Origin of the sequence: Nocardia sp. NPDC051756, from assembly GCF_040681495.1 — a bacterium.
Classification (GTDB): domain Bacteria; phylum Actinomycetota; class Actinomycetes; order Mycobacteriales; family Mycobacteriaceae; genus Nocardia.
Genome location: NZ_JBFAYV010000004.1, coordinates 367,975 through 382,737 on the forward strand (window position 1 = coordinate 367,975; position 14,763 = coordinate 382,737).

At 69.5% G+C, this 14,763-nt stretch carries 12 protein-coding genes; 7 read left to right on the top strand and 5 right to left on the bottom strand.

Going from position 1 to position 14,763, the window contains the following annotated elements; translation table 11 throughout:
* Positions 1-882 precede the first annotated feature (882 nt).
* The 3 genes from AB0M22_RS18710 to AB0M22_RS18720 all read left to right on the top strand — a co-directional run bounded on the left by AB0M22_RS18710 (position 883) and on the right by AB0M22_RS18720 (position 4,589).
* Entirely contained in the window at positions 883-1,449 is a 567-nt protein-coding gene (locus AB0M22_RS18710) for a hypothetical protein (protein WP_364727919.1), read from the top strand.
* On the top strand, positions 1,446-2,279 hold the full coding sequence (locus AB0M22_RS18715) for a hypothetical protein (protein ID WP_364727922.1): 834 nt from the start codon (positions 1,446-1,448) through the stop codon (positions 2,277-2,279). The genes AB0M22_RS18710 and AB0M22_RS18715 overlap by 4 nt, the downstream gene beginning before the upstream one ends.
* Positions 2,280-2,459: 180 nt before the next feature.
* The gene (locus tag AB0M22_RS18720; protein ID WP_364727924.1) at positions 2,460-4,589 is read left to right on the top strand and encodes a protein kinase; all 2,130 of its coding nucleotides are present in this window, start codon (positions 2,460-2,462) and stop codon (positions 4,587-4,589) included.
* A gap of 13 nt (positions 4,590-4,602) precedes the next feature.
* Here the strand turns inward: AB0M22_RS18720 and AB0M22_RS18725 are convergent, their stop codons facing one another.
* The 3 genes from AB0M22_RS18725 to AB0M22_RS18735 all read right to left on the bottom strand — a co-directional run bounded on the left by AB0M22_RS18725 (position 4,603) and on the right by AB0M22_RS18735 (position 8,538).
* Positions 4,603-5,895, bottom strand: coding sequence for an FHA domain-containing protein (locus AB0M22_RS18725; RefSeq protein WP_364727926.1), 1,293 nt, complete (start codon positions 5,893-5,895; stop codon positions 4,603-4,605).
* A 365-nt stretch (positions 5,896-6,260) separates the two neighbouring features.
* Positions 6,261-7,097: an NAD(P)H-binding protein gene (locus AB0M22_RS18730; RefSeq protein ID WP_364727928.1), complete on the bottom strand. Its 837-nt coding sequence runs from the start codon at positions 7,095-7,097 to the stop codon at positions 6,261-6,263.
* Positions 7,098-7,122: 25 nt separating this feature from the next.
* Positions 7,123-8,538, bottom strand: a complete 1,416-nt coding sequence (locus tag AB0M22_RS18735) for a DHA2 family efflux MFS transporter permease subunit (RefSeq protein WP_364727931.1) — start codon at positions 8,536-8,538, stop codon at positions 7,123-7,125.
* Positions 8,539-8,671: 133 nt separating this feature from the next.
* Between AB0M22_RS18735 and AB0M22_RS18740 the strand changes: the two genes are divergently transcribed.
* The gene (locus AB0M22_RS18740; RefSeq protein WP_364727934.1) at positions 8,672-9,340 is read left to right on the top strand and encodes a TetR/AcrR family transcriptional regulator; all 669 of its coding nucleotides are present in this window, start codon (positions 8,672-8,674) and stop codon (positions 9,338-9,340) included.
* A 17-nt stretch (positions 9,341-9,357) separates the two neighbouring features.
* A complete protein-coding gene (locus tag AB0M22_RS18745; RefSeq protein WP_364727937.1) occupies positions 9,358-9,903 on the top strand; it encodes a GNAT family N-acetyltransferase in 546 nt (181 codons plus the stop codon).
* Here AB0M22_RS18745 and AB0M22_RS18750 read toward each other — a convergent pair.
* On the bottom strand, positions 9,900-11,444 hold the full coding sequence (locus AB0M22_RS18750) for a glycerol-3-phosphate dehydrogenase/oxidase (protein ID WP_364727939.1): 1,545 nt from the start codon (positions 11,442-11,444) through the stop codon (positions 9,900-9,902). The two genes, AB0M22_RS18745 and AB0M22_RS18750, sit on opposite strands and share 4 nt — an antisense overlap.
* Before the next feature lie 37 nt (positions 11,445-11,481).
* Complete coding sequence (locus tag AB0M22_RS18755) at positions 11,482-12,093, bottom strand: TetR/AcrR family transcriptional regulator (RefSeq protein WP_364727941.1); 612 nt, start codon at positions 12,091-12,093, stop codon at positions 11,482-11,484.
* 139 nt (positions 12,094-12,232) lie between these two features.
* Here AB0M22_RS18755 and AB0M22_RS18760 point away from each other — a divergent pair, with 139 nt between their 5' ends.
* Both AB0M22_RS18760 and AB0M22_RS18765 read left to right on the top strand, forming a co-directional pair.
* Complete coding sequence (locus AB0M22_RS18760) at positions 12,233-13,810, top strand: FAD-binding oxidoreductase (protein WP_364729790.1); 1,578 nt, start codon at positions 12,233-12,235, stop codon at positions 13,808-13,810.
* Complete coding sequence (locus AB0M22_RS18765) at positions 13,807-14,763, top strand: diacylglycerol kinase (RefSeq protein ID WP_364727943.1); 957 nt, start codon at positions 13,807-13,809, stop codon at positions 14,761-14,763. The genes AB0M22_RS18760 and AB0M22_RS18765 overlap by 4 nt, the downstream gene beginning before the upstream one ends.

Consider the following 14,763-nt stretch of genomic DNA (forward strand, 5'->3'; position numbering starts at 1 on the left):
CGCCGGACGCCCCGCCCGCCTCCGCCGGGCGGGCTCGACGGAGTTGGCTCCGCGTTGGCGCGCACGGCATTACGATGCTAGGGATCGCACGCACGTAGGCGCGGTCGTACAGAGTCCGCCGTCGAACCGGGCAGGGTCGGAGCGACGGCGGCGGTACGCCTAGCGAGAGCATGGCCGATGGGGACGCTGGCACCAGTTGCTGCGCGTGCCGGCGCAGGGCGTCGGCAGGTGGGGAAGAGGCGCGCGGGTCGGGTACTCATCGGGACTACCGGAATTCTGTACGGCATTGCGCTGGTTGGGTTTCCGGGGGTTGCGGCGATCGGGGAACCGGGGTCGGGGGAACCGACTCCTGTAGTGGTGGAGCCGCGAGGGTCGGCACCGAGTAGTGGGCTGAACGGCAGACAAGCTCGCGCTGGGGCCGAGCTTGTCTGGCAGTCGACTGGTTCGGCGTCGCCGGCGTTGCCACCCGATGGTGGTGGGACCCGCGCCGGGCCGGTTTCGGCCGGGCCGATGTGGCGACCACCACCATCACTACTTTCGCGGGATGGATCCGCGCCGGCTGTGGGAGTGCGGTATATCGACGCGCCGTTGGCTCCCGTTCCGGCACGGCAGCCCACGAGTCCGTTGCCGCCAGGAGACGGTGGTGGGACCCACGATGGGCCGGTGTCGCCGATCCCGGCACAGCCGCCACCGCCACCGCCGCCGCAGGACCAGAGCGGGACGCATGACGGGGTGCCGCCTCGGCGGCAGCCACCTTGCGGTGAGCCGGACGGACCGACCTGTCCGAGTGTGCCGCCGACGACCGAGCCGAAGACGTCGGACGTCACGACCCCGCCGATCACGACGCCACCTGTGACGACTCCACCCGCTACGACCCCGCCGGTGACCACTCCGCCACCGGACACGACGCCGCCGCCCGATACTTCGACGTCCGAGGTGCCACCGCCGGAAGAGGCCGTCCCGCTGCCGCCTCCGGTGATCCGGCCGCCGGTTGTTGTTGCGCCACCGAGGAATCCGGTTCGGACGCCCGCGGTCGTGCCGCCCGCCCCCGAGGTCCTGCCCCCGCCTCCGCCTCGATCACCGCCTGCCGCAATGGATCTCACGCCGTCGGCGGTTGGTCCGGGTTCGGGTGTCACTGCCAGCGGGCACGGGTGCGATCCGCAGTCGCCCGTCGACGTCTCGATCGAGAATGTCGCCGTTGGAAAGACCGTCGCCGGGCTGGACGGGGCATTCGAGGTGCCGCTGAGCACCGGCGCGGTGGATGTCGGCCGGCATCAGGTGACGGCGAAGTGTGGGCGCACCTTGGTCGCGCCGCTGGACGTGGTGCTGGTCGGCAGCATCGGGTCGGGCACGTCGACGCTGACCATCATTCTGTTCTTTCTCCTGCTCGGCGGGTGGTACTACGGCAATCGCCTCGTCTCGCAGCTACCCGCGCGGAGGGGCGAATGAACAGTGGTCCGTTGGGCATTCGGCGCGCGGTCTGGCCGGTGCTGTTGCTGATCGTGCTGGCCTGGCCCGCGGCGCAGGCGGACGCGCGACCCGACGAGGTCGACATGTCGGCGAATTTCGACGGGCACGATATCGCGGGGACGACGGTGGACAAACCGTTGCGGCTCGAGCCGGACAGCACCGTCCGGGTGGCGATCGAGCTGACCAACAACACGAGTGAGCCGCTGGAGATCCGGCACGTCGATCTCGCCGGACACGTGCTCGGTCTGAGCTTCTTCTCCTACTCCACCGCCGTCGAATTGACCATTGCGCCAGGCAAATCCGACTCGCTGCGCTATCGGCTGGAGTTGCGCGGGCTGGACGGGCAAGCGACCGGGTTCATCGGCGGTGAGCTGGCGGTCTATGGTGCCGGCGATACGGCGGTGGCGAAGATTCCGGTGATCACCGATGTGCGCGGATCGCTGTGGTCGGTGTACGGGTTGTTCGGGATCGCGCTGGCCGTGCTGACCGCGCTCGGCTTCGCCGATGCGGCATTGGCCATTGCGCGGCATCGGCTTTCGGCCAACCGGTGGCAGCGCGGGGTGCGGCTGCTCGCGCCGGGACTCGGGATCGGGCTGGTGTTCGCGTTCACCGCGTCGGTGGCGCGGTGGTGGGTGCCGGACACCGGTCTGTGGCTGGCCTTCGCGGGAGTCACTGCGTCCGTGGCGTTTCTGCTCGGCTACGCGTCGCCGACACCGGAACCGGACGAGGACGACGACCTCGACGACGACACGGACGAGATCGACGAGGCCGCCGCGTATCGCTACCCGGCCGAAGGTCCGACGCCGTGACCGAGCAGGACGAACTGATACGAGCGGCGTTGCCCGCCTACGATATCGGCGCAGAACTCGGTCGCGGCGGGTGCGGGGTGGTGCTCGCGGGGACGCATCGCCGGCTGGGCCGACCGGTGGCGGTCAAGCAGATTCCGCCGCAGTTCGTGCACGACGACCAGGTCCGCCGCCGAGGCGCGGGTGCTCGCGGCGATCGATCATCCGCATGTGGTGCGGGTTTTCGACTATTTGGAGCATGGCGAGCTGTGCCTGCTGGTGATGGAATACCTGCCCGGCGGCACGGTCGGCGAGCGATTCGCCGCCCAGGGTTACGATTCCGCGACCGCCGTCGCGATCGCCCTGTCCTGCGCCGCGGGATTGACTGCCGCGCACCGGCATCAGGTCCTGCACCGCGACGTGAAACCGGCGAACCTGATGTTCGCGGCCGGCGGGGCGATCAAGCTCACCGACCTCGGCATCGCCAAGATCGTCGGCGGCGACGAGACCTTGGTGACCAAGGCGGGCGACATCATCGGCACGCCGTCCTACATCGCGCCGGAGCAGGCCCGCGGACAACAACTTTCGCCCGCGACGGATGTATACGCCTTGGCCACAATGCTCTACCAACTGCTCTCCGGAGTGCTGCCGTTCCCACCGGGTGACGGTCCGCTGGCGATGCTCTTCGCGCACGCCTTCGACGACCCGATCCCCCTCGGCGAGGTCGCACCCGGCATTCCGGAACCGATCGCCGCCGTGGTGATGCGCGGTCTGGCAACCGACCCCGCCCAACGATTCGACACAGCCGAATCCTTCGGCATCGCCCTGGCCCAACCCGCCGCCTACTGCTGGGGCGAGGATTGGCTTACCCCCCTTGGCATTCCGGTGTTCGGTGCAGACACGATCGTCGCCGCCGCAACCGGAGGCGGTCGCACACCGAGCCGGGGGACAGGCGATTACCTCCGAACACCACCCGTAACGCCTAGGCCGCGTCGAGGTGTGCCGCCGGAGACGCCAGGTCCGTATTCCGGTGCGCCACCCGCGACACCCAGGCCGCACCATGGCGTTCCGCCATCCGATTCGGACGGAACGTTGTTGTCCCCCAGTGGAAACACTCCGCCGGGCCCGTACCGAACTCTGCCACCGTTTCCGCCGGTGACGCCCGGTGGATCGACGGAGCAGGATGTCGTGCCTGGTCATGTCGACCCCGGCAGATCGCTGGAGGAGCCGTCCTCGTCTGGATATCCGCTGTCAGGCGGATCGGCGACCTCGACGGATAGGCCAACCGGGGCTGCTCCGCCGACCAGGCGGTGGTCGACGACCGGATCTCCGCCGTCGTCGGGGGACGCGCCGCCGACAGTGCCCTGGTACCCGGCCGGGTCGCGGTCTTCCGGCGTGCAGCCTCCGAGTAGTCCACGTCCGGCTGGTGGTGCTCCGCCTCCGGCTGGGACTCGGCCGCCCGCTGGGCCGCGATCTCGTGGGCCGGGGGCACGGCCGGTTCGTGGGCCGGTGGCTCGGGTGCGGCCGTTGCAGGTGATGCCGGAGGGTGGGGCGCGGCTGGTGGAGATCGATCGGCGGGATCTGGTGCCGATTCAGCAGGTCGTCGGGTTCGAGTCGCCTGGGGTGCCGTTTGTGGTGGCCGCGATTCTCGCGGTGGCGGCGGTTGTGCTTGCCGTGCTGGGGTTGGGGGAGTCGGCGATCGGCGGTGATTTGGCGGCGGGGACCGTCACCCTTGGTGGCGTCGATCCGGTGACGACGCCGGTCGAGGTGGATTTGACGAAGCCGATTTCGTTGCGTGTCAATGGGATCGAGGCGGATGCAGCCTCGCTGAGAGTGACGGTGCTCGGTGTTGCCCTCGGGGGCGAGACTGTTCCCTTCGTGCCGGGTGATCAAAGTGCCATGCTTCCGCCTTCGGTCAATCGGTACGTGATGGCGGGGACGCTCACCGGCGAGCTTGTGCTGCTGCGCAACGGTGGCGAAATCGCCACCGAGCGAGTCGAATTCCACACTGTCCAGCGGCCGACGATCACCGCAACGGCCGCGGGCGTTGTTCTGCTCGCTCTGTTCTCGATGGCCTACCTCGAGTCGAACATGCGCCGGTTACGCAGGGGCCGTGGTGGATTCGCCAACAGCGTCGGCCTGACGATCAGTACCGCGCTTCTCGCCGTAGCTCTTGCTGGCGCTGTCTGGATCCTGCTCGGCCACCCACCGACGGTGCTTACGACCGCAGGTTCGGCCGCCTTGGCCGCCGCCGCAGGCTTGGCCGCGTCCGTCGGTGCCCGCCGAATCGGCAAGCGCCGCCGCTACCTTCGCCGCGCCCGCCGTCAACGGTGAGCATCCGGGTGCGTCAGGAGTCGGGGTTGGGCTCGTTGGGGCAGCGGTAGGTGATGACGCGTTCGCTGATGCGGACGCTCCAACCGGGCGGCAGTTCGGTAGGGGAGGTGCCGATGCGGGTCCACTGGTCGGCGCCGGGCGGGGCGATGAAGGTGCCGGAGGTGGCGGTCGCGTCGCGGACGAAGACCTTGCCGCGGTCCACGGAGACGTAGGCGTGCACGCGGGAGACGTGGCGGTCACGTTGGATCACAATGGGTTCGGCGGTGGCGGAGCGGACGGCGTCGTCGGCTTGCGGGCCGCGACCGATGACGTAGGGGCGGTCCAGGGGGAACGCCGTGCCGTTCTCGAGGATCAAGGTGCCGACGGCTTGGTCCTGCTCGGCGACCGGACGCACGAGTCGCACGCGATCGGCCGAGGTCTTGTGCAGCGCAACAGGTTCGGGCTGACGAGTCTGAGACCAGGCGAGTTGACGGTCCGCCGCGGGACGGTTGCCGATCGGCGGCCGCGGTCTTGCGCGTGGTCGCGCCGATTCCTTCGGATGGAGCGTGGTGGAGGAAGAAGTGGCCGACGAGCCGGCCGCGGCCGACTGCGTTGCCGACGGCGCGGACGCGGACCGGGTCACCGACGATGCGCGGGCGGTCGACGACTTCGCCGAGGTCGAAGTATCGCCTACAGCCGGGGCCACGGAGGTCGGCGAATCGACAGCCTCGTCGGCACCGGTCGGCTCCGGAGTCGCGGCGAATCCGGCGGCCGCAGTCGGCGCGGGCTCGGTCGTCGACGTAGGCGCGGACGGCCGGGCCGTCGACGAACTCTTGGCAGCTTTACCCGCGCGACGAAGCGCAGCGTTCAACACGAACCCACCGCCGGGCACCACACCCGCGCGCAGATCGGTGCGCGGCAACGCCTTCAGCGGCGTTCCGGTGTCCGTGCCGACGGTGATCCGGCGCAGCGGTTCGCGCACGATCTCGTCGACCCAGGTGAACGCGCGCGCCCCGTCGAGCCGCCGGGTGCCCTCCGCGCCGTTGATCTCGGCGAAGACCGGACCGCGCAGCAGGATCAGCGTTCCGTCGTCGGTCGGCGCCACCACGCCGAACGGTGGCGTCTCGGAGGTGCCGCCGAAGACCACGGCCGCCAGCCGCTGGGCCAGCGCCGCTCCGGGATGCTCGACCTCCGCGACCGCCTCGATGGCACCGAGGATGCGATCCGTGGACGCGGTTTCACCCGCCAGATACACGACGACGCCACCGAAGCGCGCGACCAGGCCATGACCTTGCGCGATACCGACAGTGGACGATTTGCTGCGCACCCGCGCCCTCCTTCCCGGCGCACTACCGACATTCGAAGCCAGCATAGAGCGTGCGCGCCGAGCGGATCGGCGCGCGCGGCGGCGGTGGGAGCCGGCCGGGATGCGCACTTGTGTTCATCTGGAAATAATGACCGATTCCCGAATTGGTCAGCGCCGCTGGGGTTCTGGTCGTTCGCCTGCCGAGGTGTCGCCCGCCCGTAAATGCCGATGGCCTGGCGTTTCGTCCAATTCGCCTGCCGTGGCAAGTGTGGCGACCGTCTCGCCCGACACCCGGTTTAGTTGCCGCCTCAGCGAGTCGCAATGCTGAGTGTCGGCTGAGCGAACGGTGTGCGGGGTGAGCGTGCGTTCGGCACGGATGCCCAGGCTCAGCCGATGAACTCGGCGGCGTTCTCCTCCATCCAACCGGCGAAGGTGCGGGGAGCACGACCGGTAAGGACGCTGACCGTGTCGGTGAGCTGGTTGGGGACGCCGTCGGTCCGACGCCAGTAGTCGAGCAGGCCATCGGCGTACTTGACAGGCATGTAGTCGGCCATCTGCTGCTTCCAGGCTTCGGGCGTGACCTGCTCGACGGCGATGGCGCGGCCGGTGATTTCGGCGATGAGATCGATCTGCTCGGTGAAGGTGAGTGTCTCGGGTCCGGTCAGGGTGTGCTGTTCGCCGCGGTGGTCCGGCTTGGTGAGTAGCGCGTATGCGGCTGCGGCGATGTCGATTTCGTGGATCGGGTCGACGTAGGCGTTCGGGTAGGGGAGGTTGATCGGGGTGCCGGCCTTGATCGACCAGGCCCAGCTGCGGGCGTTGCCCGCGAACGCGCCGGGACGCAGCACGCTGGCGGTCATCGGGGCGTCGGCGAGACCGAGCTCGGCGTCGAGGTGCGTCTTGGCCACGGGATTGGCGGCGGCGTCGGGACCGAGCACCGAGGCCGAGGACAGCAGCACGATGTGCTCGACCCCGGCTTCGGTTGCGGCGGAGACGAATTCGCTGATCGCGGCTGCTTCCGCGTAGAGGAACACGGAGCTGACACCGGCCAGGGCGGCGGGGAAGGTGCTCGGGTCGGTGAGATCGCAAGCGACGCCGGAGACTTCGGCGGGCAGCTGAAGTTTGTCGGGTTGGCCGGAGCCGACCCGGACGGCGATTCCGTCGGCGTGCAGCAGGTCGAGCAGTTGGGTGGCGACCGCGCCGCGGCCTCCGGTGAGCAGAATCATGGTGAGTTCCTTGGCAATCGGTGGGTCAGTGCTCGGCCGGTGCGTTGCGCGGCAGCAATCGCACCAGACCGCAGCTGGCGAGGGTGACGGCGGCGACCAGAACCAGGCTGACGGTCAGCGCGTGGACCTGGCCGGAGCCGGCGGAGTGGAAGTACACGGTGGTGACGGCGGCCGCGCCGATCGCGTTGGCGAGCTGTTGCACGGCGGTGAGAGAGCCACTGGCACTACCGGTTTCGGCCTGTTCGATATCGCCGATGGTGACCTGATAGATAGTGCCGAAGCAGGTGCCGAGGCCGAGACCGAGGATCAGAATCGGCACGGCGATCGCCCACGGAGCGACAGTCGTTCCCGCGGCCACGGCGAGCGCGAGCAGCAGTCCGGTACCGACCAGGGTGATCAGCAGACCGATCAGGATGAGGTTGCGACCGAGCCGGGCGATGAACTGGTGCGCCGCGATCGAGGAGATCACGATGCCGATGGCCAGGGGCGCGAGGCCGACCGCGGCTCCGGTCGGGGTGTAGCCGAGTCCGGTTTGCAGGAACAGTGACAGCACGTAGAGCAGCCCGGCGACCGCGGCGAAGAACACCAGACCGAGCAGTAGCCCCGAGGTGAAGCCCCGGTTCTTGAACAGCGTCGGCTGGATCAGCGGGTTCGCGGCGGTCAGCTGGCGGCGGGCGAACAGGCCGAAACACACCAGACCGGCGGCGAGATAGCCGAAAGCCACGCCGGTCCAGCCATTCGAGGAGCCGTCGATCAGCCCGAACAGCGCACCGAACATGCCCGCGCCCAGCAACGCGGCGGCGAGTCCGTCGATGGCGACGGTGCGGTCGCCGGTATCGGCAGGCAGCAGGCGGTAGGCGGCGGCGAACGCGGCGCCGCCGAGCACGATGTTGATCAAAAACATGGCGCGCCAACCGAATCCGAACAGATCGGCGTCGATCAAGAACCCGGCCAGGATCGGTCCGCCGACCGCGGCCAGGCCCATCGTGGGACCGAACACGCTGAACGCCTTGCCGAGCTGTTCGCGCGGAAAGACGGCGGTGAGGATGCCGAAACCCTGCGGGATCAGCAGCGCACCGAACGCGCCCTGGACCAGCCGGGCGGCGATGATCGAGGTCGGATCGAAGGCCAGGCCGCAGGCGACCGAGGCGACGGTGAAGCCGGCCAGGCCGATCAGGAACATGCGGCGCTTGCCGAAGCGATCGCCGAGCCGGCCGCCGACGACCAGCAGGACGCCGAGGGCGAGGGCGTAACTCGCGCCGAGCCACTGGATCAGCGACTGGCCGCCGAGCAGGTCCGCGGCGATGGTGGGCGCGGCGATATTGGTGATCGTCGAGTCGAGCAGGTCGAGGATGTCGGCCGCGAGGATGACGGCGAGTATCGCCCACATCCGGCCGGTGACCTGGGGTTGCGCGGGAGCGGGGTGCGCGACGGTGGTCATGGGGACACCTCCTTCGAGGTGAAGAGAAAGCGATCGAACTTCGATCGTTACGAACGGTGTTCGTTTTAGCGAACGATACGAGACGAACGGCGTTCGTGTCAAACGATGTTCGTTCGGCGCGTATGCTCGACCCATGAACGCACCCGTCAGCCGCCGCGCTCGCCCGGCGAAGGCCCCGCTGAGCCGGGACGTGATTATCGAAACCGGCCTGCGCATCCTCGACGAGGACGGTCTGGCCGCGCTGACCATGCGCCGCGTCGCGCAGGAGCTGGATACCGGCGCGGCCTCGCTCTACGTCTATGTCGCCAACCGCGACGATCTGATGGCCGCGATGCTCGATCACGTGCTCGGCACGATCGCCGAACCGGTCGGCGACACCTGGCGCGAACGGCTGGTCGCGCTGGTCGAGACGACCGTCACAGTGATGAGCAAGCACGAAGGGCTGGCGCTCGTCGCACTCGGCGCGATTCCCACCGGGGCGAACGCGCTGCTGCTGTTCGAACGGATGCTGGCGCTGTTCGCCGAGGGCGGCGTGGACGAGCTGACCAACGCATGGGCGGTCGACCTGATCTACCTGCATATCACCGCCGCGGCCGCCGAACAGAGCGCCTACAACACGAAGGGCTCGTCGCAGGTCGAGTATCTCGCCGAGGTGGCCAGGCACTTCGCCGAGCTGCCGCCGGACCGCTATCCGATGATCGCGGCGATGCAGGGACCGCTGCTCGCGGGCGAGGGCGACGCCCGCGGAAAATGGGCGCTGCGGGTGCTGATCGGCGGCATTCTCGCCACGCCGGTCACCTGAACTCTAAGATGCGAGGGGTGTCCGTGATTCGCCCGGCGACCGAGGTCGACTTGCCAGCCCTCCAGGAGATCGAAATCGCGGCGGGTAAACCGTTCGCCGATATCGGCATGACGGCCGTTGCGGAGGACGAGCCACCCTCGCTGGAAACGCTACGCGAATTCCAGCGCGCCGGGCGCGCCTGGGTGTGGGCCGACGACGGCGACCATCCGATCGGCTACCTGATCCTCGGCGTGGTCGACGGCGACGCCCATATCGACCAGGTGTCGGTGCTGCCCGGCCATCGGGGAAAGCGCATCGGCAAGCGCCTGATCGACCACGCCGTGTTCTGGGCGAAAGATCATGGGATGCAGGCGATTACCCTCACCACGTTCATCGACGTCGCCTGGAACGGCCCGTACTACGAGCGCCTCGGCTTCCGCTACCTGACCGACGAGGAGCAGACGCCCGGCCTGCACGCGATCCGCGCGGCGGAGGCGGCACACGGCCTGGACGACTGGCCGCGTGCCTCCATGAGCGCCGATCTCGCGTCGTGGACCTTCGACGGGACCGTCTCGGAAACCTAAGTCGCGGGCGCCAGCGCGGCCATGGCGGCCGGGGTGGCGGCCGTGCGATCCTCGGCGATCAGGCCGATGCGGGTGCGGCGATCGAGCAGATCGTCGGCGTCCAGGGCGGCCTCGTGCGTGACGGCGAACTGGAATTCCGCAGCGGTGACGTCGATTCCGGGAGCCACCTGCTGGGCCAGGGCCGGATTGCGGTGGGCGGCAGCCAGAATGGTGGCCGCCTCGCTGCCGTAGCGGTCGATCAGGACCGGCGGGGCATCGATGCGGTCGCGGGCGGCGCCGGAAACCGCGCCCACCAAGGGGAGTCGCTTGGTGCGGCACGCGCCCGCGGTGAGTCCGGCGCGGGCGACGGCGGCGTCGATGACGTCCTCGGCCATCTGCCGGTAGGTGGTGAGTTTGCCGCCGACGATGGTGATGACGCCGGTGGGGGAGTGCAGCACAGCGTGTTTGCGGGAGATGTCGGCGGTGCTGTCGTCGGCGGTCTTCAACAACGGGCGCAGGCCCGCGTAGCTGCCGCGAATGTCCTTGCGGGTCAACGGTTCGCGCAATGCGGTGTTGATCGTGTCGAGCAGGAAGTCGATCTCCGATTCGGTCGGCTTCGGCTCGTCCGGGACGGGACCGGGGGCGTCCTCGTCGGTCAGGCCGAGGTACACGCGGCCGTGCGCGGCGGGGAAGGCGAAGACGAAACGGCTGGTGCTGCCGGGAACCGGGACGGTCAACGAGGCGGTGAGGCCGCCGAACGACTCGGCGGAGAACACCAGGTGTGTGCCGCGACTAGGGCGTAGCTCGATGCTGGGATCCACCTCGTCGGCCCATACGCCGGTGGCATTGACGACGGCGCGAGCGTGGACGGTCATGGTCTCGCCGGTCAAGGTGTCGCGCAATTGCGCCGAATTGCCGGTTACATCAAGGGCTTCCACTCGGGTCAGGACCGTTGCGCCCTCTGCTGCCGCGGTGCGCGCCAAGGCGACCACCAAGCGGGCATCATCGACGAGCTGTCCGTCCCACGACTGAAGTCCACCGCGTAATCCGTCGCGGCGCACGGTCGGCGCGAGCCGCAGCGCCTCGGCGGCCGCGACCCGGCGGGAACGGGGCAGGATCGCGGCCGGCGTGCCCGCACCGCGGCGCAGCGCGTCACCCGCGAGGAAACCCACCCGCACGAGCGCGCTCTGCGCTGCCCCGATGCTGGGCAGCAACGGCACCAGCTGCGGCAGCGGACGCACGAGGTGCGGTGCCGTGGTGCGAATGAGAATGCCCCGCTCCACGGCACTTTCGTGCGCGATGCCGACCTGACCGCTGGCCAGATACCGCAGCCCGCCGTGCACCAGCTTGGAACTCCACCGGCTGGTCCCGAACGCCAGATCGTGCCGTTCCACCAGCACCGTGCGCAGCCCACGCGCCGCCGCGTCGAGTGCGGCACCCACACCGGTGACGCCGCCACCGATCACCAGCACGTCGATCTCGCCGTCGTCGCCGAGCCGTCGCAGTTCGCGGGTGCGGCGCTCCGCGTTGAGCGCGGAATCTCCCCTGGACACTGCGGTCATCGCGTCACCTTTCCGAGATCGATCGAATAAGCCATCGTCACAGCGCCTTTCGCTGGTTCGGCACGAGATAGCCGTCGAGCGCGCTGGCCAGCTCGGTGTCGAGGTCGGCCCCGGCCAGCAGCGGGGCGACCGTGCCCGCCGACTGGACCGCGGACTGCGCGATCAGCAGCAGCATGGTGGCCAGCTGTTCCGGGTCGCCGTCGCGGATGGAACCGTCCTGCTGGCCCGCGCGGATGCCCGCGGCGAACAACTCGATCAGCGCGCGCTGGTTGCGGCCGAGGCGGCCGAAGACATAGGTGAGCATCAGATCGGTATCGGTGCGGAAGATCTTGCCGAACAACGGATTCGAGCGGATCTTGACCGCGCCCGCGACGATGCCCGCGACCAGCCGGGTGCGGCCGGGGCCCGCGGTGGGCATGGTCTCGGCGACGATCGCGCGCAGCTCGCGCACCAGCAGCTCGGCGACCAGCGCGCCGGTGTCCGGCCAGCGCCGGTAGACGGTCGGCCTGCTGACGCCGGCGCGGCGGGCCACCTCGGTGAGCGTGGTGCGGCGCACGCCGAACTCCTCCACGCAGCGGCGGGCCGCGGTGAAGATGGCCAGATCGATGGCGGAGAGCGCGTCGTCGGCGGGTCCGTCTGGAGCGGTCAAAGCGTCACCTTCGAGAGGTCGAGTTCGTTACTGCTTGACATTCTATGTCAAACTGTAACGCATGGTCGAGACGCAGAAGTACACCGGCGAGGAATCGGCTCCGGCGGAAAACCCGGGCGTAACCGGGACCGCGGCGAGTATGGTCTGGGATGCCTGGGGCATTCCGGCCGGACACAAGCCGCTGTCGGCTCAGATCCGGGGCCTCCTGACGCAGGTGTTCGGAGTGTCCGGCGACCCGGTGGCGCGCCGCGATGAGGGCGAAGTGTCACTCCGAGAGTCGGCGCTCACGCCTGCCCAACGAGACGGGTTGGTCGAGGTGGTCGGCGCGGACAACGTCTCGGCCGACCACCACGATCGGCTGCGGCACGCGGGCGGCAAGAGCACCCCCGACCTGCTGCGTCGCCGTGCCGATGGGCCGCAGGACGCACCCGACGCCATCGTTTTCCCCGCCGATCATCAGCAGGTCCTCGCCGTGCTGGCCTATTGCGCCGAGCACACCATCGCGGTGGTGCCGTTCGGCGGCGGCACCAGCGTGGTCGGCGGCGTCGACCCGGTGCGCGGTCGCTTCGGCACCGTGATCGCGGTGGACCTGCGCAGGCTGGACGCGGTGTCGGAGATCGACCCGGTCAGCGGCATGGCCACCCTCGGGGCCGGACTCACCGGGCCGCGTGCGGAAGAACTGCTTCGCGCGCAAGGACTTTCACTCGGGCACTTCCCGCAGAGTTTCGAGTTCGCCACTATCGGTGGCTTCGCCGCGACCCGGTCGTCCGGGCAGGCGTCGGCGGGTTACGGGCGCTTCGACGACATGGTGCAGCGGCTCAAGATCGCTACTCCCACCGGCTCATTGGAGCTCGGCCGTCCGCCCGCCTCCGCGGCGGGGCCCGATCTGCGTGAGCTGTTCGTCGGCTCGGAAGGCGCGCTCGGTGTGATCACCGAGGTCACCGTGCGCGTGCATCCGGTGCCGGAAACCATTGCCTACCAGGGATGGTCGTTCCCCGACTTCGAAACCGGCGCCGCCGCGCTGCGTTCGATTGTGCAGGCGGGCGCGGCGCCGACGGTGCTGCGGCTCTCCGATGAGGCCGAGACCGGGATCAACCTGGCTCGCGCCGGTGATATCGGCGGTAACGCGGTCTCCGGCTGTCTTGCCATCACCACCTTCGAAGGCACTGCGGCGCATGTCGCTTCGCGCAGCGCGGAAGCAGGTGCGCTGCTCGCCGCGGCGGGCGGCACCGCGCTCGGCGAAACTCCGGCCAAGGAGTGGGAGCACGGGCGGTTCGGCGCGCCGTACATGCGCGACGCCCTGCTGGACGTCGGCGTGCTCTGCGAAACGCTGGAGACCGCGACCACCTGGGCGAACCTGGCCAACCTCAAGGCGAAGGTGACTGCGGCACTGACCGATTCGCTCGCCGGACAGGGCACCCCGCCGCTGGTCATGTGCCACATCTCGCACACCTACCCGACCGGCGCGTCGCTGTACTTCACCATCGTCGCGAAACAGCTCGACGATCCGATCGCCCAGTGGCACACGGCGAAGCAAGCCGTGGGCGACGCGATCGTGGCGGCCGGCGGCACCATCACGCACCACCACGCGGTCGGCACCGACCACCGGCCGTGGCTGCCCGCCGAGATCGGTGCGCTCGGCGTACGGGTATTGCGTGCGGTGAAAGCCGAATTGGACCCCGCGGGCATCCTCAATCCTGGAAAGCTGGTTCCGTGACGCAGTATTCAACCCGCGCCGTGCGTGCGGTCACCGTGGTGACCAATCGGCACGCGGGGCTCGGTGCAGGGCAGGAGGCCGCGATCGCGGCGTTGGCGCGGTTGCGCGAACGCGGGGTCGAGGTCGCCGAGGTGCAGGCGCCGTCGGCCGCCGAAACCGTTCGGCTGGTCCGGGATTCGATCGAGCAGGGCAACTCCGACGCGGTCGTGTGCATCGGCGGTGACGGGCTGATCAACGTGACGCTCGATGCCGTCGCGCGCACGGGCGTGCCGCTCGGCCTCGTCCCCGCGGGCACCGGCAACGACCTCGCCAGGGAACTCGGGGTGCCGACCGAGGATCCGGTCGCCGCCGCCGATATCGTCGTCGACGGGCGGACCAGGACTATCGACCTCGGCCAGATCGATTCCGCCGCACCGGAATCGACGCCGATGTGGTTCGTCACCGTCACGGGCACCGGGTTCGACGCCCGAGTCACCCTGCGCGCCAACGCTATGCGGTGGCCGAGAGGACGGCTGCGGTACACTGTCGCCGCGCTGGCCGAGATCTCCAGCCGGCTCACCGTGCCCTATCGGGTCGAGTTGACCGGCGCGGTCACCGACGGATTGACGAACCCCGGCACCGGCACCGAGCTGGAGTTGAACGCGGTGATGGTCGCGGTCGGCAATACCCGCACCTACGGCGGCGGCATGCTGATCTGCCCGGACGCGGTGCTGGACGACGGCCTGCTCGACCTCACCGTGGTCGGCGCGCTGTCCAGGTTGGAGATGCTGCGCCTGCTGCCTGCGTTGTCCGCGGGCAAACGGCAGAATCACCCGGAGGTCAAGCAGTACCGAGCCGCGGAGATCACCCTGACCGCCCCCGGCGCCCCCGCGACCGCGGACGGCGAGCCGGCGGGCACCCTGCCGGTCACCATCCGGGCCGTGCCCGGCGCGCTGACGGTCTTGGTGCCCTGA

What these genes read in the sequence shown, in the direction of transcription:
- AB0M22_RS18740 (WP_364727934.1), top strand. Translation starts at nt 8,672, where the DNA reads ATGAACGCACCCGTCAGCCGCCGCGCTCGCCCGGCGAAGGCCCCGCTG.
- AB0M22_RS18715 (WP_364727922.1), top strand. Translation starts at nt 1,446, where the DNA reads ATGAACAGTGGTCCGTTGGGCATTCGGCGCGCGGTCTGGCCGGTGCTG.
- AB0M22_RS18750 (WP_364727939.1), bottom strand. Translation starts at nt 11,444, where the DNA reads ATGACCGCAGTGTCCAGGGGAGATTCCGCGCTCAACGCGGAGCGCCGC.
- AB0M22_RS18735 (WP_364727931.1), bottom strand. Translation starts at nt 8,538, where the DNA reads ATGACCACCGTCGCGCACCCCGCTCCCGCGCAACCCCAGGTCACCGGC.
- AB0M22_RS18730 (WP_364727928.1), bottom strand. Translation starts at nt 7,097, where the DNA reads ATGATTCTGCTCACCGGAGGCCGCGGCGCGGTCGCCACCCAACTGCTC.
- AB0M22_RS18760 (WP_364729790.1), top strand. Translation starts at nt 12,233, where the DNA reads ATGGTCTGGGATGCCTGGGGCATTCCGGCCGGACACAAGCCGCTGTCG.